The organism is Clostridium magnum DSM 2767, from assembly GCF_001623875.1.
Lineage (GTDB): Bacteria > Bacillota > Clostridia > Clostridiales > Clostridiaceae > Clostridium_AM > Clostridium_AM magnum.
In genome coordinates this window covers 151,956-174,742 of the sequence record NZ_LWAE01000003.1, presented here as the reverse complement: position 1 = coordinate 174,742, position 22,787 = coordinate 151,956, and the positions used below count along the sequence as shown (strand labels likewise).

Sequence of the window (22,787 nt, the reverse complement as noted above, 5' to 3'; positions counted from 1 at the left end):
TGTATTTAAAAATAAAGTTAACTATACTTATAACGATAATATAAAAGTGAGTACAAATATATGACATTACAGGGAAGGAAGTGGATTTATGCGATATATTCCTACCTTTTGCTTGCGCGAAGGAATGAAAATCGGCAAAAATATTTACTCAACTGATGGGGTTGTTTTATTAGCAAATGATGTAATATTAAATGATGAATATATAAAAAGCCTTGTAAAAATTGGGGTTAATGGGATTTATATTGAAGACGATCTATCTCATGATATACATATAAAAAATGTAATATCTGATGAACTAAGAGTTAAGGCTGTAAAGTCTATGAAGGTAATATATAATAGTCCAGCGGATCTTTCGAGAACACTAAATACAGTAGAATATCTAGCTAAAAGCATCATGTTAGAAATTTTGAATAGTAAAGGCGTAATGGTAAATATGATAGATATAAAAACCTTTGATGATTATATGTACAGTCATTCAGTAAATGTAGCTGTGTTATCATCGGTTATAGGTATGGCACTACATTTAGATTTAAAAAAAATAGAAAGACTTACAACAGCGGCACTTTTACATGATATTGGGAAGGTTTTTATACCAAAAGATATATTAGATAAAGAAAAAGTATCGGAAGCTGAATCAAATTTAATTAAGAGTCATTCTGAAAAAGGGTATAGGTATATAAAGGAGCACTATAATATACCTGTTACCACATATGTGGGTATTTTGCAGCACCATGAACGTTTTGATGGTAAGGGCTATCCGGATGGAAAAAAAGGAGGGGATATTTCTAAGTTTGCTAGAATAATAGCTATTTGTGATGCTTATGATAACTTAGTTGCAGAAAGACCCAATAAAAAAGCCTATATACCATCCGATGCAATTGAATATATAATGGCTAATAACGGACAAATTTTTGATCCGAAATTAGTAAAGATATTCTTAAGAAAAGTTGCTCCATATCCTTTAGGAACGGTGTTGAAATTGAGTAATGGGGAATCAGTTATTGTAATAGAAAATAATGAAGACTGCTCTATACGTCCGAAGGTTAGAAATATAGATAATAATAATGTCTATGATTTGACTAATGATTGGAACCTAAGAAATGTCACTATCATAGGGGTTGAAAATGATTAAGGCTTTAAGACGCAATTTTTAGCGTCCTAAAGCCTTTTTTATAGCTGTGTACATGCTTCAGGCAAAAGCTCAATTAAAGTGATTTCTAAGAAATCAACTAATGCTTAAAATAGCATTAAAAATAATAAAATTCTATTGAAACTCTAATCATGAAACTTTACGTTAAGTAAATCTAGAACAAACATGAACAAAGGTATTCCAATCAATAGTCCCCATGTTCCCATGAAATGTTCAGAAACTATAAGAATTACAAAGGTAAAGAATATAGGAAGTTCAGTTTTTGATGACATAAGTTTTGGATTTAAAAAATAACTCTCAAAAGCATGTATCAATGCAATCATTACTAAAACATAAACGACTTTAGTAAGACCACCTATTTTAAATGCAATCAGTGAAAGCGGAATTAGTGAAATTACAACTCCTGCCACAGGTACTAAGCTTAATATAAATATCATAAAACCAAGAGTAATTAGCTGAGGGAACTTAAGTATATAAAGCATTATCATAGAAAGTATTGTGTTAGCTAAAGCTATAAGGATTTGTGCTTGAATAACCTTACCAAATGAATTTAAAAAGTTATTAACAAAATAGTGTAAATACGTATATATGCCTGATGCCTTACTTTCTTTGAATTTATCTAAAAAACAACATATTTTTTTCTTCTCCAGTATGAAGAAAAGACTCAACATTATTGCAATAAAAATATTAACACTCCATTTTCCTACATTTGCAGCCAATTGAAAAGTAACATTAAATCCGGATTTTATATAACTTTTTATATCTATTTGCTGAAGTACATTAAGTAGATAGCTCTGAATTATATCAGAATCTGAGTTGGGTGATAAATCCAAATCAGTTGCTTGAGTTATTATATATTTACTTTGAGCTACAAGCAGTGGTATATATCTGACCATTATTAAAACTATAGATACAAATAATAAAGTATATAAAGTAATAGTAATAAGATTTTCCTTTGCTGGGGTCATTCTTTTAAATTTACCTACTATTAAGCCTTGTAGACTGTTCATAAGATAGGTAAATAAAAAAGTAAGTAAAAACAAGTTAATTAGAGACCTTGCTACATAGAAGCACAGAATTATTAAAGTAAAGAATAGAAGTTTTTTTGTAGATTCCTTAAAAAAAAATTCAGTAATAAAGTTCATAAAATTTCTCCTTATAGTATTACATTTAAGTTTTCACTTCATATAATAATGTATTGTATAACTTATTATAAGGATTATACATATAAACTTTCAAGTATTATTTAATAAAAAAAATTATATAATTTTAAATTTATTTTATTAAAAACTATATAGTTGCTTTTTAAATTTATATTTCTTTCATTGTAACGACACCAATAAGTCCTGGTCCTGTATGTACACCAGCCACAGGACTTATGTCTCCGAAACCAAGGTAAGTTATGTTTTCAACATTTCTAAAGAGTTCATAAAATTTCATACCTTCCTCTTCTGCTCCACCATGCATAACCCAAATTCTACCCTTAGTAGATTTTAAAATATCTGTGGATAATTCAAATAAGATACTAAGGGCCTTTTTCTTGCCGCGAACCTTTGCATAAGTATAATATATACCTTCAGAATCAATAGATATAATAGGTTTAATATTTAAAAGTTCTCCAACAGTACCAGATACTTTTCCTATTCTACCGCCTTTTATCAAATACTTTAAAGTATCTACAATATAGAATACGGATATACTATCTCTTATTTTAGGAAGCATTTCAATTATTTCTTCATAGGTCTTTCCTGATTCTATAAGTTCTGCACACTTTATTATAATAGCACCAGCACCTAAAGTCAGAGACTTAGAGTCAAAAACAGTAGTTATTATTTCAGGATGACTATCACTTACTAGTTTTAAAGTATTATAAGTTCCCGATAAGCCAGATGAAATAGGAACAACAATAGCATGTGTATATTTCTCTATTTCTAATTCTAGGAAAAGGTTTTCTATATCTTGTATAGAAGGCAGTGAAGTATGAGGTGTTTCTATGTGTAAATTATCATACACTTCTTTTGGTGTTATATTAACCCTATCTATAAATTCTTTATCTTTATATACAATCCTAAGAGGAAGTACTTTTATATCAAACTTATCTATTGTTTCTTTGTCTAAATCTGATGTACTATCAGTAACCAACGCAATTTTAACCATAATATACCTCCTTACCATTAAATATATTATATCATACAGTATACCGCTATCACTAGTGATATATAGCACTAGTGATAATAAAAAAATTTTATTTTTATGTATATAAAAGTATAAAATGGATAATATAAGACCTGTAGAAGAATTAAAATTGTTAAGTCAATATTGATTTAAGATCTTAGTAGGATTTTAAGTTAGTAAAATAAAGGCATTTGTGGTGTTAAAAAGTTACACTGATGCTGTTGTGAAGATTATTCATGTTATTAAAGGTTTTCAAATATTATAAGGGTTGTAGTGTTTGAAGCTGGAGTTTTTATATAGAGGAAGGATTAAAACTTCGTAAATATGTTGTATAGTCTAGCAAAGATTTGAATGAGTTGAGAAATGCTTATTTGCTTCGGGAATCCCAAATAGATATACACTGATTTGTTCAAGTCGTATTGACGATAAATTTTGATTCTTCTATATTTTCCTGCAGGGGGGATAGGTGCTGGCCACACCTATCCTTATTTAGATATTAAATTTTTTTCAAATATCTAAAATTATTTCATTGTAATTATATTCAATATAAACTGGTAAACTATAGGTATAACAATTGCGGGAAGCAAATTGGCTACTTTAATTTTCGTAATATTAAGCATATTAAGTCCAAGTCCAATAATCAATAGACTCCCCACTGCTGTCATATCTGTAATAACAGATTGGATTAAGATTACCTTAAGTGAAGCTGCTCCTAAAGTTATAGCTCCTTGATATATTAATACTGAGAATGAGGACAGCATTACACCGATACCTAAGGAAGAAGCAAAAATGATTGAAGCAATTCCATCAATTATAGATTTTGCAAAAAGTATTTTATGATCTCCTTCCAGTCCACTTTGGAGAGATCCTACTATAGCCATTGAACCTACACAAAACATCAGACTTGTGGTTACAAACCCTTCAGAAATTTTTATTCCCTTTCCCTTAAATTTATCTTCGATTTTATCACCTAGTTTTTGAAGAAGGTTGTCCAAGTCAATTAACTCACCTATGAGCCCACCAATAACCATAGAGATTATAATTAAAAGGGTATTAGAGCCTTTAATAGCACCTGAAATCCCTATAAACACTATACAAAGTGATAATCCTTGCATAATAGTATTACTTATCTTTTCTGGTACACCATTTTTTAGTAAGATTCCAACTATACTTCCAGCTATAATGGCAGAGAAGTTAACTAAAGTTCCTAGCATAATAACAACTCCCTATAAAATATTAACATATTTGCATACACAACTTACATTTTAGCAAAAAAAGAATAAAATTACATAAAAAATATATAATTATTTTTAAAAATTATATATTTTTTACATGTTCTCATACTTAAAAGAATATTAATAAAGTAAGAGGGTAAGAAAGAAAAAGTTGACTAAAGAACAAATGTTCTATATAATGTAAATATGAACTTACCCAAACAAATGATTGGGGGCGAAGATAAATGGATGAATATAATCTTTATGTAAAAATCAATTATAAGACTCTAGACAATAGAGAAAAAGTAGCAGTTGGTGGAACTAAGGTGAATAATGGAAAAATCAGCTCCAGTAGATATTTAATTGGTGGAGGAGTTTATAATAGAAACGGTGGATCAGTAATATTTACAGCAAAAAACTTAGAGGAAATAAAGCAAATAACAGTGAATAAACGGGATATGTCAATGAATTATAATGTAGCTGTCATTCCAAAAGGAATATAAATTAATCTTATAAATTTAATGTTATTTTTTAAAACCAGCAGAAACCTGTTAGTTTTAAAAAATAACACTAAATTATACTAATAAAAGGTGCAAGTTTATAGTCTTGCACCTTTCGATTTAGTAAAGAGGTTTTATAAACATCTGTGTCCAGTAGCATCTTCCGGAAGAATCTTTAGCAAGCCCTACACCTATTTCAGTATAAGTTGGATTTAAAATGTTACTTCTGTGACCAGGTGAGTTCATCCAACCAGTCATAACTGCTTCTGGTGTTGTCTGACCCATTGCTATATTTTCACCAGCAGCAGAAAACTTGACTCCAAAGGATTCCATCATAGTGAATGGAGAACCGTAGGTTGGAGATGTATGAGAAAAATAACCTTTATTTATCATATCTTGAGATTTATATCTAGCAACCCTTGAAACCTGCCAATTAGCTTTTAGTGGCTGTAATCCTACCTTTGATCTTTGAACGTTTACTAATGCTATAACTCTATTTTCAGTTGTTTTAACATCTAAGTTAGGAATTTTCAATACTTGACCAGGGTAAATCATAGCTGCATTAGTTATTTGAGGATTTGCTGATATAATTTCGCTTAATCCTACTTCGTATTTCACTGCTATTTTCCACATGCTATCACCAGGTACAACTGTATGGGTTGTAGGTTGAGCATGAACCTTAGTACCAGCTAACATTAAAAATAAAAAAGTACTTGCAATGATATTTTTTCTTTTCAATTATAATCACCTCAGTGAATATTGTGTGGAAGTAAAGCTGCTTTTATGTCATGTATATTGTGTTAGGATTGCAATTATATTACTACATTAATTTTATAACCACATTTTGGACAGGTTTCTTCCTTTAAAATAACTTTTGTAGAAAAATTAGATCTATCGATAACAATTTCATTACATTTTGGGCAATGGGTATTGTTAGTTATGTTAGGTACATTACCTACATAAACATAATTTAAATATTCTCTAGCTATATTGCTGGAATTCTCCATTGTATTTAGGGAAGTGGCTGGAGCATCAAATTTATAAGAAGGAAAATATCTAGATAAATGTAGAGGTATGTTAGGATTTAAGCTAGATATCCACTTGCATAAGTTTTTTATTTCGTCATCTGAGTCATTATATCCTTCAACTAATAGCGTAGTTATTTCTAAATGTAATTTGTCATGCATCTTTTCAATATTATTCATAACTATCTTTATATCTCCACAACAAATATCTTTATAGAATTTATTATTAAAGGCTTTAAGATCTATATTTGCAGCATTAATAAAGGGTAATATACTTTGGATAGGTTCTTCACTTATGTATCCGTTACTTACTAGAACTAAATCTAAATCTTCATTTTGAGATTTTTCACATACATCACGAATATATTCATACCAAATAGATGGTTCATTATAAGTAAAGGCCAAACCTATATTATCTTCTTGTTTTAAGGCGAAATTTATAAGCTCTTCAGACTGAAGGAACTGAGTTTGGGGCTTAGTTTGAGAGATTGTGTGATTTTGGCAAAAACCGCACCTAAAGTTACATCCAAAACTACCTACTGAAAGTATGAAGCTTCCAGGTTTATAGTGATAAAGAGGCTTCTTTTCTATAGGATCTAAGGATGCAGAACTAATATTTCCATAATTTAAAGTATATAGTATACCGTCTTCAACTTTTCTGGCACCGCAAAATCCTATACCGCCTTCCTTGATGTGACAGTTTTGGGGACAGAGCTTACATAAAATTTTACCATTTTCATCTTTAGTATAAAAAAGTGCTTCTTTCTTCATGAATTTTTTATCTCCTAACAACAAAAATATAAATAAATCAATAACAGTAAGTTTAATACAACCTGAGGCTATTTATGTCTAATAACCTCAAACCTTTCAATGCTGTAGTTTTCATTTTCTTCTATTCCTGCTTTATTTAAAGCAATGCTTATCTGCTCCTTAACTGTATCCACACCACTTAAATCAGGTAAAAGCAAACCTGTTCGGTGACCACTTCTTACTATAACACCAAACTTTTTTGGATCTAGCATTTCTTTTGAAGCTTTTTCTGCAGGCATTAGAACATCTACAGAATAAACTATATTGTTAAGTTCTTCTTCTTCAACAGGATTAAATCTAGGATCCCTCTCACCAGCTTCTATAGCGTTTTTCATAATCTCCTCAGCAATATTGTCATAAGAAGGAAAAACTGTACCTATACAGCCTCTGAGTTCACCGTCCATTTTAAGTGAAACAAATACGCCTCTTTTTTCATTTAACATTTCTTTGGTAACATATGATGGAGTTGCTATAAATTTTCCTGTTTTTACATGATATTCTAAGGTCTCTCGAGCTAATCTAACGTACTCATCCTCAGAGTCTCTAATTACCTTCATAGCTTCATCCTTTAGATTGGAAATTTTTTCAACAATGTCCACAGCGCCACCTTCGCTGGTACTAAGTTTTACAACACCGTAGCCTATTCCGAAAGGAGCCTCATAGGATAAAACTTCTCCTTTAAAGTTTTCTTGATCCATAGTGCCTAATAATATATATACAGACCTTAAACCACACTCTCCTGCAGATTCGATTATATTTTTATCCATTTTAAATATATTTAATGCATTACCATTTTTAAGCATATCTAACAGTTCGGTGTCGAAAGTTTTACCATGAGGACTGTAACCATAAGGAGCATCTTCAGTAACTCTATGAGATAAGTCTCCAGATGCTATTATTACTGCTTTTGTATTAGAACGTTCTACCGCTTGCTTTATAACTACTCCGAATTTGTAAAGTTCTACTTCTGAAAGAAAACCATAAGTTATATGGACTAATTTATAATTATTGAGTTTTTGGTTTATAAAATATAGTGGTACCATAGTACCATGATCTAGTTCATATTCTATATTAAATCTTCCAGCAGAGTCTTCACTAATAGCAACCATAGGTATTCCCATACCAAAGGCGTATTTTACAATTTCCTCTGTTAATGAAGAGTTTAGAACAGAATTAAATTGTACATCTGGAGCATTAAAATTGCTAAAGTCTCCTGATAAGTAGTCACTGTCTGAAACTGAAATGGCATCTCTGAAGACAGGGCCATGAGGAGTGATAATTATTATAGTATCAGGATTTAGTTTGTTAATTTCATCTGCCACTTTTATACATGCTTCCATAGTTGCTGAAGCCTTTCTTTCCTCACCTTTTCCGATTTCAGGTATTATAATTGGTGGATGGGGCATTAAATAGTATCCAAGTATATTGCTCATAATTAAAACCTCCGATGATTAAAATTTTATATTTAAAGTTTATCACTTAATATAAATTTAATACAAAAAAGATTGACCTTTATTCTGCATAGGTGTATGATAAATATAGTACACTAATATAATATGGAGGTGTTATTGTGGGAATAAGCTTTGATCCTAAAATTCCTATATATATACAGATAATGCATTTAGTAAAAAGAGATATAGTTATTAAAAAGTTAAAACCAGGGGATAAGCTGCCTTCAGTGAGAGATATGGCATCAGAACTTCAGGTAAACCCGAATACTTTACAGAGAGCGTATCAGGAACTTGAACGAGAGGGTATAACTTATACACAAAGAGGAATGGGAACATTTGTAAGGGAAGATACTGATATGATTGGGGAATTAAAAAAAGAAATGGCAAAGGAAATCATAGATAACTTTATGAAAGGTATGAAGAATCTAGGGTTCACGGGAAAGGAAATTTTAACGGTAATTGAAGATAAAGTTAAGGAGGAATTTTAATATGGATGTTATACTAAAAGCTTCAAATTTGGAAAAAAGCTATTTTAACAAAAAGGCTTTAAATGGATTAGATTTAGAGGTTAAGAAGGGAAGAATAGTAGGGATTTTAGGACCGAATGGAAGTGGCAAAACAACTTTTTTAAAGATAGCTGCTGGGATTTTGTCAAAAACTAATGGTGAACTATTGATAGATGGTCACAAGCCAGGAGTCTACACAAAATCTATAGTATCATATTTGCCAGATAGAGAGTACTTGTTTAAGTGGATGAAAATTAAGGATGCAGTTAATTTTTTTAAGGATTTTTATAAGGATTTTGACGTAGAAAAATGTAAAAAGTTATTAGAATTTATGAATTTAGATATAAATAGTAAAGTTAAGACACTTTCAAAAGGGATGACTGAGAAATTATATTTAACTTTAGTTCTTTCAAGAAAGGCAAAACTTTATATTTTAGATGAGCCTCTAGGAGGCGTAGATCCTACTACTAGAGAAAAAATACTAGATGCTATACTAGACAATTACAGTGAAGATAGCTCAATTATAATTACAACACATCTTGTAAATGATATTGAAAGATTATTTGATGATGTGGCTTTTATATCAGGGGGAAAAGTAGTGCTAAGTGGTAATGCAGAAGAATTAAGAAATGAAAAGGGATTATCTATAGATCAGTTATATAGGGAGGTATTTAAATAATGCTTAATTTAATAAAGTATGAACTAAAGGGATACTATAAAGATTTTATTATAGTTATAGGCATAATAGCTCTGATAAGTTTATTTTTAATTTCAAGAATAAATGTATGGGAAATACAAGCGATAATTGTAGCTTCTTTTATGGTAAGCTTTGCTGCTGCAATTGTGGTGTTCATATGGAATATAAAAATATTTAGTAGAGATATGTATGAGGATACGGGGTACTTGTTATGTACACTGCCACAGCATGGATATTCAATTTTAGCTTCAAAGCTTGTAAGTGCACTTATTCAGGCTTTAATAGTTGGAGCAATAACGATGTTATTCAACTATATAATCTTAATGAATACACATAAGATGGATATAAATTTATCAATTATGGTAACAGATATTATGAGAAATGTAAATCCAAGCTTTGTTGTTTTTATGGTACTTGCAAGCTTCCTTGAGTATTTTTACTTTTTATTAGTAATATATTTTTCTATAGCTTTAAGCAAGGTAGCAATCAAAAAGAAAAAGATGGGTAAGATGAGTAGTTTTATTATATTTATAATTATATCTACAGTGTCTGGAAAAATTACACAGTTCTTAGTGGAAACTTTTCCTAAAGACATAAATTTAAATATGCTTTCTAACGAATCTCGCTTATTTGTAGAGGGAGCTCAATTAATGCCAATTAACATAGCAGTTACGATATTTAATATTGTTGCATTTACATTAATGTTTTTAGTAACTTCTCATATTATAGAAAATAAATTAGATTTTTAAAATAATTAAGGATCCTAGGCATCATATTTAAGATGCTTAGGGTCTTTTAAGTTAACAGTTATTAATATTGATAATATTGTACAAAATGATATAATTAACATGTTAACGATTAACAAGTTGAGGAAGAATAAAACTTATGAAAAAAATTAGTACATTAAAAGACACTTTAGAAGAGGAAAGACAACTATATGAGGAATATAAAAGAAAACTTTCAGAACTGAAGAAGGTGCAAAATGAGAAAGATGCTGTAGGACAGGTATTTACGAAAGGACTTTTGCCTATTTATGTTTTATATGTTTTAAGCACAGGAGCCACTAATGGTAATGATATAGCTAATAGGATAGGAGATAGAACAAAAGGAAGATGGATTCCTAGTACCGGTGGAATATATCCTATTTTAAAAAAAATGGAAAAGGAAAAAATGATTATTGGTAAATGGGATGATTCAAAAAGCAAAATACAGAAGATATATACTATAACTGAGGTTGGAATTGAAGAGTTAGAAAAACGAAAAGATCTTTTAAAAGGAAAAATACACGAGGCCTTGGAAGTTTTTAAAATAGTATATAAAGATTTATATGAATAAGGAAACTATAGCTGAATGTATAGTTTCCTTTTTTTTGATTACACTATATAGTAACTACCTAAGATTTTGCTTTTTATAATCCCTAAGACTATAGTTTTTTGGTCTGTTTATGATATAAAGTCCATAAATAATTGTAAGTAATGCAGCAGCATAAGGCACTGTAACTTCTATAATACTTGGAATATAGGGGGACAATAACTTGTCTTCTAATAACATCTTAAAAGAAGTATGAGCAAGTACAGCTCCGCCTATATAGGTTACTATAGGATGCTTGTTCATCAATTTAGCCACATATTGACTGCCAAAAAATATAATAGGGATATTGAGGACAAGACCGAAAACTATAAGAACTAAGCTTCCTTCTGCAGCACCAGCAATTGCAAGTACATTATCCAAGCTCATTGTTATATCTGCTATAATAATGCTGCAAATGGCTCCCATAAACTTACTAGAAACATGTATATTTGCATTTTCTTCTTTACTATCACTTCTAACAAAGTTCCAAGTGATTTTAACAAGGAGAAGTCCACCTATTAACTTAATAGGAAGCCAGTCAATCATTAGAATATATGTAATAAGACAAGCAAAAATAATTCTTAATGAAACCGCGGCAAAGACTCCAATAGCAGATGCTTTTTTTGCATATTTTTCTGGAAGATCCTTTGTAGCTAATGCGATTACGCCAATGTTATCACCACTTAGAACTATATCTAAAAGAGTTATCTGCATTGCGCCTAATAAAAATGTACCTAAATCACTCATATTTAATCTCCTTCTTTTTTTATACTGTAATCATTAAATACTATTTTACCACAGTTAAAGAATAAGTCAAAATTCATATATATTATCATTTATACTTATTAAATTATATTAGAATACTAAAGTTTATATAACTATTATATATTAATATCTTACTGATTTATATTAATTGAAAAGTTTAGAAAACTTAATAATAAAAGTATGTACATATGCCTAATATATGTAATATAATATACTAGGACCAAGAGAGAAAATGCATAATTGCTTATGTTCTTATTTTTTACAACATAATTTGCAATGAAAATGAAAGAAAAAAAGCATAAATTTATTATTTGGAATTAAAAAGCTCAAAAAAGGAGAAGTAGTTTTATCATGGGAGTTTTAGTAGTAGATGATTCAAAATTTATGAGAAATATTATAATAGAGATATTAAAAAGAAATAATATTGAAATCGCAGGAGAGGCTTCAAATGGAAAAGAAGGTATATTAAGATATAAAGAACTAAAGCCGGATGTGGTTACAATGGATTTAACAATGAGAGAACTTGGTGGATTGGAAGCAGTTAAAGAAATTATAGAAATAGATCCTAAGGCACAAATCATTGTATGCTCGGCTATGGGGCAACAGGAAATAATAAAAGAAGCAGTAAAGGCTGGTGCTAAGGGATTTATTATTAAACCTTTTGATGAAGAGGACTTGGTTAAGGAAATCAATAAAGCGTTAAAGCATAGAGCTTAATATTAAAAAAAGATAAGAAAAAGAATTTATCCAATGACTACCCGCTCTAATACTCCCATACGCACTCTGTGAAAGCGATTCACACAAAATCATAGATTTTGGTTTTCTGCTTTTCTCCAAAGTGGGAGTAAAGATCGGCTACGTCTCTGGATTCGTTCAACTAAGAATCAGGTGGGGTTTAAAACCCCATCTGATTCAAGTTTACGCTTCATACGAGAAAATAAAACAGTAGGCTGCAATTTACGCGCAGCCCATTGTTTTAGGTATAAGAGTAGATTCTATGTTATCTTTAGAATTTTTCATTTTACAAAAGATATTAGAACATGTAATGCAACTGTGATCTTTATATTGATTAGAAGCTATACTCTCATCAGCTCCATAGATATAGGACATGGACTTCGATGGATAAAGCATGCAGTTATTAACAATAGATATAGTATTACTTTGTAATCTAGATATTATTTCCCTTTGATATTCCAAATCTATATCACCATCTCCAGGTACAATTTTATTGGTAAGACCTAAATTTATGTCATTGTATTTTTCACATATTGTAGTAAATAGTTGATCACTTATATCGAATAAGAAGTAACTAGCTATTGCATCAAACAGAATTGCTTCGTAAAATTTTCCATCCTTAAATAGACTATTCACTTTATCTACAGAATTTTGACCAATAGTTACAGCACAATAGATTACAAATTTACAATCTTTTAATGAAATTAACTTTAATTCGTCTAATTTTCTTTCGATTTTAAATAGACCTAAAGGCTTAGAATATTTTTTCACTAAAGGAAGCATATTATCATATATTTTGCTCAGTACCTCATAGGGAGGTGATTGGCAATAAGATTGAACTGAACTAATAATATTATTTTTATTTAATTGAAATTTAAAATCAGATATTGTATTCATGAGTTTCACCTCTTATTTAATAACATTCCTTATATATAGTATACCCATATTGAATAAAAAGTGCAAGTTGATACAAATAAAAATTCATAAATGTATAAAAAATAGATAGATAAAGGCCAATTTGAGTGCCAATTAGGTGGGTGGTGGACTGAATCTTGCAAAATGGAAGAATGGACGTCAATGGGGTTATGGTGACGAGGATGATTTAAAATTAACTTGTAAAAAATGAAATTTTATATTTAAAATATTTCAAAATTGCAATTATAAAATCATTTAAAAGAAATGTTTAGCATAAGCGCCTAATAGAAAAATAAATAATTATTAAGGTAATATTTTGATAAATGGCTTAATATCATATATCAGAGCAATAAAAATGAAAAAATTTAAAGTGAAATAAATTATAGGAAAATAAAATATAAAATAAAAAATCTATTGACAAATGAATTTTTAGGTATTATTATCGTCACATACGTAAATTTATTTTGAATGAAATTGTTATTTTTGGAAATAATAAAAAATTTAACTTGGTTATTGACATCATCAATAATGTATAGTAAAGTAATAATAACATTTTGTGAATATACCAAAAATTCATACATAAAAACAATGATAGGGAAGAGTAAATGGAGAAAGGTTTTAAAGAGAGTGAGATTAGGTGAAAGCTCACAAACTGGAATCTATTGAAAATCACCCTTAAGTTGCAGGCTGAATTAATTAAGCTGTGCCGGCGTAAGTCGTTATTTGATTGAGTAAAATATTTGGGTGGTACCGCGACTAAACTTCTCGCCCCAGTGAGAAGTTTGGTCTTTTTTTATATAATTTTATAAATAAATATGATTTTATAATAAATATGATTAGGAGGAGTCAAAATGGAGAAATTAAGGGTTTATTATGATAAAGACGCTGAAATGGGTCTGTTAAGGGGAAAAAAGGTGGCAGTTGTAGGCTATGGAAGTCAAGGACACGCACATGCCCTAAATTTAAAAGATAGCGATGTAGAAGTTATGGTTGGATTATATAAGGGAAGCAAGTCATGGAAAATTGCTGAAGAAGCAGGTCTTAGAGTATTAGAGGTTGCGGATGCAGTTAAAGAAGCTGATTTTATAATGATATTGTTACCTGATGAAAAGCAGGCGAAAATATATAAGGAAAGTATTGAACCGAATCTAAAAGAGGGAAAGGTTTTAATGTTTGCTCATGGCTTTAATATTCACTATAGCCAAATAGTACCTCCTTCAAATGTAGATGTAATTATGGTAGCACCAAAGGGACCTGGTCATACTGTAAGAAGTCAATATCAAGAAGGAAAAGGAGTACCATGTCTTATAGCTGTATATCAAGATTATAGCGGAAGAGCTAAAGATTATGCATTGGCTTATGCTAAAGGAATTGGTGGAGCAAGAGCAGGAGTACTTGAAACTACATTTAAAGATGAAACTGAAACAGATTTATTTGGTGAGCAAGCTGTACTTTGTGGAGGAGTTACAGAACTTATAAAGGCAGGATTTGATACTTTAGTTGAAGCTGGATATGCTCCAGAAAATGCTTATTTTGAATGTTTACATGAAATGAAGCTTATCGTAGACCTTATGAATCAAGGCGGTCTTAGCTATATGAGATATTCAATAAGTGATACTGCTGAATATGGAGATTATTCTGTAGGTAAGAGAATTATAAATGAAGATACAAGAGCAGAAATGAAAAAAGTACTTCATGAAATACAAGACGGTACTTTCGCAAGAAATTGGATCCTTGAAAACCAGGCCAATAGACCATCCTTTAATGCTAAGAGAAGAGCAGAACAAAATCACACTATAGAAACTGTAGGGAAAAATTTAAGAGCTATGATGTCTTGGACTAATAATAAGTAGTAAAAATATAAATAGATATCACACTCCAATATTCAATTCTAAATACAGAAATTCTAAGTATAATCTCTAATCTGATTTAAACATTTTGGTCTAACTTTTACACATTAAAGATTGCAAAAAATGAAAAAAGTTGAATGTTCGTATAATATTGATTATTAATAAGGGTTTAGTATCACTAATGTGTATTAGTGTACTAATTCAATATTGTTATAAATTTTTATTGAAATTCCAAGAATAAGGGGGCTATCATTATGAAATTACAAGGTGCACAAGTACTTCTAGAATGTTTAAAAGAGCAGGGTGTTGATACAATATTTGGCTATCCAGGTGGAGCAGTATTACCTATTTATGATGCCCTATATAATACAAGGGAAATAACACATATATTAACAGCGCATGAACAGGGAGCTACTCATGCTGCAGATGGGTACGCTAGATCGACAGGGAAAGTAGGGGTTGTTATTGCAACTTCTGGCCCTGGTGCTACAAATACAGTTACGGGTATAGCTACAGCTTATGGAGATTCTGTTCCACTATTGGTTTTTACAGGTCAAGTTTCTCAAAGCTTAATCGGAAGAGATTCTTTTCAGGAAGTAAATATTGTAGAAATTACTAAATCTATTACAAAAAAGAATTACATTGTAACAGACCCAAATGAACTAGTATCTACTATAAGAGAGGCTTTTAAAACAGCTATATCAGGAAGACCAGGACCAGTACTTGTAGATTTGCCTAAAGATATACAGGTTGCAGAAATTGATTATAATTTTGAAGAATCAAAAGTAGCAATGGAAAATCTAGAATATACAAATGAGTATGCGGAAAATATAAATGATGCCGCTAAATATATAAATGAAAGCTGCAAGCCTGTAATTTATGTAGGTGGAGGAGTAGTAAAATCCAATGCAAGTGAACTTCTTAGAAAATTTGTAGAAAAAATTAATGCTCCTGTTTCTTGTTCACTTATGGGTATGGGTGCTTTTTCAGGAGATCATGAAAATTATATGGGCATGATAGGTATGCATGGAAGTAAGTGTTCAAATCTTGCAGTATCAAAATGTGATGTGCTTATTGCAGTTGGGGCGAGATTCAGTGATCGTGTAATAAGCAAAGTTGAAGCCTTTGCACCTAATGCAAAAATAATTCATATTGATATAGATTCAAAGGAATTAGGAAAAAATATAGATATTGATGTACCTCTAAAAGGTGATATAAAAGATGTTCTTAGTTCACTGATCGAGAGAGTTGATAAAAAAGAAAATATAAGTTGGATGGATCAGATTAAAGAGTGGCAAAAAATTAAGCCTGCTGAGCAAAAAAATGAGTATTCTGTAAGTCCTAAACATGTTATAGAAAAATTACAAGAATTAATTAAAGATAATTTCATTATAACTACTGAAGTTGGTCAAAATCAAATCTGGACTGCTCAATACTTTAAATTTACAGAACCAAGAACTTTAGTTACATCAGGGGGGCTTGGAACTATGGGATTTGGTCTTCCAGCCGCAATTGGGGCAGCGGTTGGAAATCCAAATACTAAGGTAATAAATGTAGCAGGTGATGGAAGCTTTAAAATGAATGCTCATGAACTTGTTACTGTTGCAAAATATCAAATTCCTATTGTACAACTTGTACTTAATAACCATGTTCTTGGTATGGTATACCAATGGCAGGAACTGTTCTTTCAAGGTCATTTTAGTCATACCAAATTTGGAGATGAGGTTGACTTGATGAAGCTTGGTAATGCTTATGGAATAAAAACTATGAAAATAAGAAATAACGAAGAAGTTGAAGAAGTATTAAAAGAAGCTTTAGCACTAAATAAACCAGTTATAGTTGAGTGTGATATAAATAAGAACGAAAAGGTATTGCCTATAGTACCTCCAGGGGCACCAATAACTGAAAGTATTGGATAACTAAAATGCAAAAGAGGCTGTTTGGCACTAATAACAAATAATACAATATATTGCGTTTGTTATTAATTCACAAAACAATATATTGTATATAAGTTGCCTAATGCAACAGCCCCTTTTAGCTTAAGGAATTTTTAATTGTTGATTTTGTAATATCTTTATTGTTAAATTCATTACAATTTTTTCCTTAATGTCTTTCAACATATAATTAATAGGTGTTTGGTATTTTGACTTAGTAGGATTTTCAAAAATATCACACTGGATAATTTCAGATTTCACTAATTTGCAAAAGATTTCTTCGTTGAAAAGTTCTGTGAATTTTAAGTTCTGTTCACAAAGAGTATCTCCTAGTATAGTATTTTCACCAGGGTCACAAGTCTTAATGAAATTTTTAGACATCTCCACTTCATTTTGAGTGAAATTTTCTATGAATATAGGTCTATTTAGAAATATAATTCTTGTGGTACAGTTAAAAGGCACTTTAACTGTTGTATGTTTTATATTTCCACACAATGCATTTTTGTTAGTGCAGTTTTTAGTAGCATATTCTATATTCTTTCTAATAAAACCACTTATAAATATTATTCCCACATCAGGATCACCATCTCCAGAGTTAGGAATAAGTTTGCATTGGGTTAAATATACATTTTTTCTAATTCGTTTAATTTCCAAAGCAGGGTATTGTAACTTTATAGATGAGACAATAGAAATAGTTACTTTGGGTTCAGATAATACTACCGGAACATTTATCACAGCAGGTTTACAAATAGTTGATGGAGTTTGGGGAGTATTTGGGCAAAGAGGTAAGGTCTCTGATTTGACACTTACTTCACAACATTTAACTATAGTTTCTTTGCTTGTGTATTTTTTATCCTTGCACTTATAAAGTTTATAGTGTTTTTGTGATTTATAATATTTATTAAATTTATCTCTGTAGATTTCTATGCAGTTAGCTTCATTATAATCATCATCAACAGATTTGTCATAGAAATTATCAGAAGGATCATTATCTTCACATCTATTACGACTATCATCAGGATAGTCATTGTCTACAGATTTGACATAGAGATTGAGAGAAGGATCATCATCTTCACATTTATTACACTCATCATTAGGATAATCGGTATCAACAGATTTGACATAGAGATTGAGAGAAGGATCATCATCTTCACATTTATTACACTCATCATTAGGATAATCATTATCAACAGATTTGACATAGAGATTGAGAGAAGAATCATTATCTTCACATTTATTACACTCATCATCAGGATAATCATTATCAACAGATTTGACATAGAGATTGAGAGAAGGATCATCATCTTCACATTTATTACACTCATCATTAGGATAATCATTATCAACAGATTTGACATAGAGATTGAGAGAAGAATCATTATCTTCACATTTATTACACTCATCATTAGGATAATCATTATCAACAGATTTGACATAGAGATTGAGAGAAGAATCATTATCTTCACATTTATTACACTCATCATCAGGATAATCATTATCAACAGATTTGTCATAGTAATCCTCAGGGAATTCATTCTTTAAACATTCAATATAATTATATCCAGAATTATAGTTTTCTGTGAATTTTTCTTTTTTTTCATGTTTTTTATGTTTTCTATGTTTTTATGTTTTCTATGTTTTTTTGTTGAATCATTAAAATCTTCACTATTCGCAGAGTTAGAATCGGTATTTTTCATGATTATATCAGATATATCACTAACATCATTACTATTAAGAAGTTGATTACTTGTTTTTTCCTTATGTTTCCTTCTACGATGTTTTTTGCTATGATCTTTATGATTTTCTGTAGAGTGATGTTTTTTTGAATGATGTTTTTTACTCATAATTGTATTCTCCTTTTTTATAGAGATAATGATATAAATAAACTTTTAACTACTGCTAGTACAATAAATAATAAAATTGAAGGGGAGAGCTCTAGTTAGAGCTTCCCCTATTTTATTAAGATTTATCTAGCAACTTGACTTAGCAAATGCTTGAAGATTTGGGTTGAATACATCAAGGATGTTATTAACACCTACATTTGTAGCTGCAATTATTTTAACGGTGTAAGTGCAACATCCTGGACAGCTGTTACATTCACAATGGCTGAAACTAAAGGAAGTAGTAATCTGTTCAAGGTTAGCATCAAAATCAACTGCAAAGTCCCAAGTTCCACAGCAAATCTCATCTCCGTTATCACATTGTTTACATAATGCGAAAGTTAGTCTTGCTGGAAAATTATCTGCAACAGCTATATATTTTACAATAGCTGAAAAATCAAATTTTACTACTGGCATTTTTAAACAACTTGTATCTATAGTGAGGCATCCTAAAGGTCTAGGGGTAAATGGTGTTGTATCTGCTAGAGCAGCAACCCCTGGTATTGATACTGATGTTCCCTGAGCACATTCAAAAAGTATTGGATATGGGCATGGGCTCTTAGGGTAGCATTTAGCAAATTTGTGATCATCACAGCATTTCTCATATTCATGATAAACAGGTTTTTTTGGTTCACGATATTCACATTTATCATAATCAGGTCTTTTTGGTCCATAGCATTCACATTGATCATAATCAGGTCTTTCGTAATCATAGTTTAATTTCATAAAAAAGTCCTCCTCTTTCTTATCATAAGGTGTTCCAATCTTTATTCTTTGAAAAAATTAAATTCTTTCTACTATAATGTATGAGCTACTTAGTATATTTGTTACTATTCGTATGAATATTCTTTTTCTAATGTATAGTCTATATCTATGCACTGATTTTTACATAGATAGTTATATTGTTCATGAAACCCTTAAGATTTTAGAAAATCTAGCATAAATCTTCTGCGTTAAGAGCTACCTGCTGTTTTTGTAATACTTTTATTTTTAGAGTTAAAAGTACTTTTTCTGTAATTTTACGGAAACTTTGTTCTGTAGGATCAGTACAACTTGTTTGTGGGCAATTATGAATATCTGCTTCATTAAAGATTGCTTTTACTAATTCACAGAAAATTGGTTCATTAAAGAACTCAGTGGTTTTAAAGTTTTGCTGACAAGGATCCTTTCCAATTACAGGCTCTCTACAAACATCACAGCTTTTTAGAGTATCTTGAAATATTTCTGCTTCGGTTGTAGGTGGATTTTGAAGAAAAATAGGCCCTCTAAGAACAGGTTTTCTGAAGAAACAAACTGTAGTTGTGCATTTAAAAGGTACCTTAAAGGTACAGTGTTTAATTCTACCGCATATAACTTCATCATTTGAGCACTCTTCAGTAGCATATTCAATATTCTTTCTAATAAATCCTTCAATGAATAAAGTTCCTGTAGTATCACAAGGATCTGTAGGAAGAAGGTGACATTGAGTTACATATACATTCTTTTTAATACGTTTTATTTCTATGGCATTGTCTTCTAATTTGAGTTCAGCCATAATTGGGATTGATACATTTGCTTCAGCTAACACTATAGGAATTTTTGTAACAAAAAGGCCTTTATCTATAGTTTTAGGAACTACAGGTGTATTTTCACAACCAGGTTCTGTCTTTGCATCAACAACTTTTCCACACCAACGTTGTGGAGCACATTCAGATTCACTTTGTGAACATGAACATGTGCTATCAGCAGTTTCCTCAACGTATCCAAGAATGTTGTCATTAGCTTCGTTCTCTTTATTCATATTTGTATCCTCCTCGTATAATAAGTTTATAGCAGTTATTTACTGCCTATAAACTTATTTATTTTTTATATTTTGTATAGATTAAGAAAGCATCTCAATTTTTCTAGTGGGGATTCTCCCAATTCAGTATTGCTGATTCTTATACTTTCCGATCTATACTGTTTTAACCTACTATTTATTAAAGGATTTTCTAATGCTAAAATAGTCATAACGGAACTTTAGCGAAGGTTACTGCTGTATTCCTCCTGCAAAACACATTGTGTTATTGCCTGTAAAGCTTGCAGCCTGACCAAAGTATCATATTCTGCTTACACAAATGTTGCATCTCCTTTCGCAGCCACCAGCAAGGTTTTGCGTCTGGATGAATGCTAATTACGCGAGGTTGCAGTTAGTACTTTGGATTAGGATAATCCTTTCTAATTTCCTCATTATTTTTGAAAGGTGGTGATTTCATGAAGAAATTAGATTACTTATCAACTCTATTTGTTGGTATCGATATTGGTGCGAGACAAAATGTTGTCTCTGCTATTAATTTTGAACAGGAATTCTTGATTAAGATGAAACCTGTTCCTAATACGCAATTTGGTGCAGAGCAACTTGAATCCATGCTTGTTAAGGTTTTAGAAAACAATACTTTTAAAGCTGTTATAATCGGCTTAGAATCTACTTCCTTTTATGGAGTACATATAGCCAATTTTTTATCTGCTAGTGAAAAACTTATGACTTACAAACCTTATGTTTACTGCTTGAATCCTAAGGAAGTTGCTAACTACAAAGAATCCTTTAATTCTCTTGATAAAAATGATGGCATTGACTCTTTTGTTATTGCTGACTTTGCAAGAGTTGGCAGAATTCATATTGAACCTTGGCGTGGTTCTCAATATCTTGCTCTGCAAAGACTTACAAGGCACAGACTTCATATTGTTGAATGCTTAACTAGAGAAAAAACTTACATGTTATCCAATGTATTTCTTAAGTTCAGCGAATTTGCATTATTACAGGGAGAAGATCATCCTTTTTCTAATAAATACGGTGCTACCGCATCTTCAATACTTACTGAATTTCTATCTTCCGAAGATATTGCAAATACATCAATTGAAGAACTTGTTGACTTCGTCAATAGAAAAAGTCGGAAAAGGATTTCTAATCCTCAGATGACTGCTGAAATTTTGCAGCAAGCTGCACGTAATTCATACCGTCTTGATAAATGTTTGTATGAGCCATTAACAACCTCTATTGCTTGTTCTTTCAACTGTATTCAGGCTTTTGATAAAGAACTTAAAGGTATTAACAAAGCCATTGAAAAAGCTGTTATGGGAATGAATCCTGTGGAATACAAAATATTAATGTCTATTCCTGGTTTTGGCCCTGTTTACTCCAGTGGCATTCTTGCTGAATTAGGAAGTGTGCATGCATTTCCTAGTAATGATGCTATTGCTAAATACGCTGGCATCGTGTGGAAAGAAAATCAATCTGGAGGTTTTAAAGCTGAAAATACACCTATGAACAAAGCTGGTAACCGTTATTTACGCTATTATCTCATAGAAGCTGCAGGAAGTGTTGTTTGCCATATTCCTGAATATCAAGAGTTCTATCAGAAGAAATTTGCTGAAGTAACTACACATCAGCACAAACGAGCACTCGCGCTAACATCTCGTAAACTTATTCGTATGATTTTTGGATTGCTGGCTAAAAATCAGCTCTACTCTTCAAATAGAGTAGATTAATCTATATAAATTATACGAACATACTTTCTCATTGGACTGTATGTTTATTAAGGTTACCCATTTTTAAAGAAATCATTTGATTTTCTTTTCATTTTGTTCTTGACATATTACCAAATTGCTTTTAATCCATAAGTGAATATGAAAGAATTCTAATATTTCATATTCTAGTTTATAATATGCAGTGTATTGAAATATGTCACTTAGTTTCTTATATTAGACTACTTATAATTGCATAAATTAAAACTTCAATGGTATAATAATTTTTATCCGTTGGAATGTTTGCACGATAACTAATTATCAATAATCTTCAAGCTATTATAAGT

General features: G+C 30.6%; 23 protein-coding genes and 1 other annotated feature. Of the genes, 11 read left to right on the top strand and 12 right to left on the bottom strand.

The window, feature by feature from the left end; translation table 11 throughout:
- The first annotated feature begins 88 nt into the window (after positions 1-88).
- Positions 89-1,132, top strand: a complete 1,044-nt coding sequence (locus CLMAG_RS14245) for an HD-GYP domain-containing protein (protein ID WP_066623626.1) — start codon at positions 89-91, stop codon at positions 1,130-1,132.
- A 143-nt stretch (positions 1,133-1,275) separates the two neighbouring features.
- Here the strand turns inward: CLMAG_RS14245 and CLMAG_RS14240 are convergent, their stop codons facing one another.
- From CLMAG_RS14240 to CLMAG_RS14230, 3 genes are all read right to left on the bottom strand, one after another.
- Complete coding sequence (locus CLMAG_RS14240; RefSeq protein ID WP_066623620.1) at positions 1,276-2,295, bottom strand: AI-2E family transporter; 1,020 nt, start codon at positions 2,293-2,295, stop codon at positions 1,276-1,278.
- Between the two features lie 166 nt (positions 2,296-2,461).
- Entirely contained in the window at positions 2,462-3,307 is an 846-nt protein-coding gene (locus CLMAG_RS14235) for a DegV family protein (protein WP_066623618.1), read from the bottom strand.
- A 539-nt stretch (positions 3,308-3,846) separates the two neighbouring features.
- Positions 3,847-4,539 (bottom strand): DUF554 domain-containing protein, encoded by a 693-nt coding sequence (locus tag CLMAG_RS14230; protein ID WP_066623616.1) that lies wholly within the window; start codon positions 4,537-4,539, stop codon positions 3,847-3,849.
- A gap of 245 nt (positions 4,540-4,784) precedes the next feature.
- On the opposite strand from CLMAG_RS14230, the gene CLMAG_RS14225 reads away from it, so the two are divergent.
- On the top strand, positions 4,785-5,042 hold the full coding sequence (locus CLMAG_RS14225) for a hypothetical protein (protein ID WP_066623615.1): 258 nt from the start codon (positions 4,785-4,787) through the stop codon (positions 5,040-5,042).
- A gap of 117 nt (positions 5,043-5,159) precedes the next feature.
- On the opposite strand, the gene safA is transcribed toward CLMAG_RS14225, so the two are convergent.
- The 3 genes from safA to amrA all read right to left on the bottom strand — a co-directional run bounded on the left by safA (position 5,160) and on the right by amrA (position 8,307).
- Complete coding sequence (safA, locus tag CLMAG_RS14220) at positions 5,160-5,735, bottom strand: SafA/ExsA family spore coat assembly protein (protein WP_066625002.1); 576 nt, start codon at positions 5,733-5,735, stop codon at positions 5,160-5,162.
- Between the two features lie 116 nt (positions 5,736-5,851).
- Positions 5,852-6,835: an AmmeMemoRadiSam system radical SAM enzyme gene (gene amrS / locus CLMAG_RS14215; protein WP_066623613.1), complete on the bottom strand. Its 984-nt coding sequence runs from the start codon at positions 6,833-6,835 to the stop codon at positions 5,852-5,854.
- A gap of 68 nt (positions 6,836-6,903) precedes the next feature.
- Positions 6,904-8,307: an AmmeMemoRadiSam system protein A gene (amrA, locus tag CLMAG_RS14210; RefSeq protein WP_066623607.1), complete on the bottom strand. Its 1,404-nt coding sequence runs from the start codon at positions 8,305-8,307 to the stop codon at positions 6,904-6,906.
- A 137-nt stretch (positions 8,308-8,444) separates the two neighbouring features.
- On the opposite strand from amrA, the gene CLMAG_RS14205 reads away from it, so the two are divergent.
- The 4 genes from CLMAG_RS14205 (at position 8,445) to CLMAG_RS14190 (ending at position 10,863) form a co-directional block, all read left to right on the top strand.
- Positions 8,445-8,813, top strand: coding sequence for a GntR family transcriptional regulator (locus tag CLMAG_RS14205; protein WP_066623605.1), 369 nt, complete (start codon positions 8,445-8,447; stop codon positions 8,811-8,813).
- 1 nt (position 8,814) lies between these two features.
- Positions 8,815-9,510, top strand: a complete 696-nt coding sequence (locus CLMAG_RS14200) for an ABC transporter ATP-binding protein (RefSeq protein ID WP_066623602.1) — start codon at positions 8,815-8,817, stop codon at positions 9,508-9,510.
- A complete protein-coding gene (locus CLMAG_RS14195; protein WP_066623594.1) occupies positions 9,510-10,277 on the top strand; it encodes a hypothetical protein in 768 nt (255 codons plus the stop codon). Before CLMAG_RS14200 ends, CLMAG_RS14195 begins: the two co-directional genes overlap by 1 nt.
- A 136-nt stretch (positions 10,278-10,413) precedes the next feature.
- Positions 10,414-10,863, top strand: coding sequence for a PadR family transcriptional regulator (locus tag CLMAG_RS14190; RefSeq protein WP_066623592.1), 450 nt, complete (start codon positions 10,414-10,416; stop codon positions 10,861-10,863).
- Positions 10,864-10,917: 54 nt separating this feature from the next.
- Here the strand turns inward: CLMAG_RS14190 and CLMAG_RS14185 are convergent, their stop codons facing one another.
- Positions 10,918-11,625: a TerC family protein gene (locus CLMAG_RS14185; protein ID WP_066623587.1), complete on the bottom strand. Its 708-nt coding sequence runs from the start codon at positions 11,623-11,625 to the stop codon at positions 10,918-10,920.
- A 369-nt stretch (positions 11,626-11,994) separates the two neighbouring features.
- Here CLMAG_RS14185 and CLMAG_RS14180 point away from each other — a divergent pair, with 369 nt between their 5' ends.
- Complete coding sequence (locus CLMAG_RS14180; RefSeq protein WP_066623583.1) at positions 11,995-12,360, top strand: response regulator; 366 nt, start codon at positions 11,995-11,997, stop codon at positions 12,358-12,360.
- A 240-nt stretch (positions 12,361-12,600) separates the two neighbouring features.
- On the opposite strand, the gene CLMAG_RS14175 is transcribed toward CLMAG_RS14180, so the two are convergent.
- Entirely contained in the window at positions 12,601-13,275 is a 675-nt protein-coding gene (locus tag CLMAG_RS14175; protein ID WP_066623582.1) for a hypothetical protein, read from the bottom strand.
- A 597-nt stretch (positions 13,276-13,872) separates the two neighbouring features.
- Positions 13,873-14,069 (top strand) — a binding site (T-box leader).
- Between the two features lie 75 nt (positions 14,070-14,144).
- On the opposite strand from CLMAG_RS14175, the gene ilvC reads away from it, so the two are divergent.
- Complete coding sequence (ilvC, locus tag CLMAG_RS14170; RefSeq protein ID WP_066623576.1) at positions 14,145-15,146, top strand: ketol-acid reductoisomerase; 1,002 nt, start codon at positions 14,145-14,147, stop codon at positions 15,144-15,146.
- Between the two features lie 251 nt (positions 15,147-15,397).
- Entirely contained in the window at positions 15,398-17,062 is a 1,665-nt protein-coding gene (ilvB, locus tag CLMAG_RS14165) for a biosynthetic-type acetolactate synthase large subunit (RefSeq protein WP_066623574.1), read from the top strand.
- 120 nt (positions 17,063-17,182) lie between these two features.
- On the opposite strand, the gene CLMAG_RS30820 is transcribed toward ilvB, so the two are convergent.
- Positions 17,183-17,770, bottom strand: a complete 588-nt coding sequence (locus CLMAG_RS30820) for a CsxC family protein (protein ID WP_479723208.1) — start codon at positions 17,768-17,770, stop codon at positions 17,183-17,185.
- On the opposite strand from CLMAG_RS30820, the gene CLMAG_RS30815 reads away from it, so the two are divergent.
- On the top strand, positions 17,685-17,945 hold the full coding sequence (locus tag CLMAG_RS30815; protein WP_082831937.1) for a hypothetical protein: 261 nt from the start codon (positions 17,685-17,687) through the stop codon (positions 17,943-17,945). The two genes, CLMAG_RS30820 and CLMAG_RS30815, sit on opposite strands and share 86 nt — an antisense overlap.
- Before the next feature lie 670 nt (positions 17,946-18,615).
- Here CLMAG_RS30815 and CLMAG_RS14155 read toward each other — a convergent pair.
- The 3 genes from CLMAG_RS14155 to CLMAG_RS14145 all read right to left on the bottom strand — a co-directional run bounded on the left by CLMAG_RS14155 (position 18,616) and on the right by CLMAG_RS14145 (position 20,737).
- Positions 18,616-18,921, bottom strand: a complete 306-nt coding sequence (locus tag CLMAG_RS14155) for a hypothetical protein (RefSeq protein ID WP_066623562.1) — start codon at positions 18,919-18,921, stop codon at positions 18,616-18,618.
- 126 nt (positions 18,922-19,047) lie between these two features.
- Positions 19,048-19,683, bottom strand: coding sequence for a DUF4489 domain-containing protein (locus CLMAG_RS14150; protein WP_066623559.1), 636 nt, complete (start codon positions 19,681-19,683; stop codon positions 19,048-19,050).
- A 208-nt stretch (positions 19,684-19,891) separates the two neighbouring features.
- Positions 19,892-20,737, bottom strand: coding sequence for a CsxC family protein (locus CLMAG_RS14145; protein ID WP_082831936.1), 846 nt, complete (start codon positions 20,735-20,737; stop codon positions 19,892-19,894).
- Positions 20,738-21,189: 452 nt separating this feature from the next.
- Here CLMAG_RS14145 and CLMAG_RS14140 point away from each other — a divergent pair, with 452 nt between their 5' ends.
- Positions 21,190-22,464 carry an IS110 family RNA-guided transposase gene (locus CLMAG_RS14140; protein WP_066616512.1) on the top strand — a complete coding sequence of 425 codons (1,275 nt, stop codon included), beginning with the start codon at positions 21,190-21,192 and terminating at the stop codon, positions 22,462-22,464.
- The last annotated feature ends 323 nt before the right edge of the window (positions 22,465-22,787 follow it).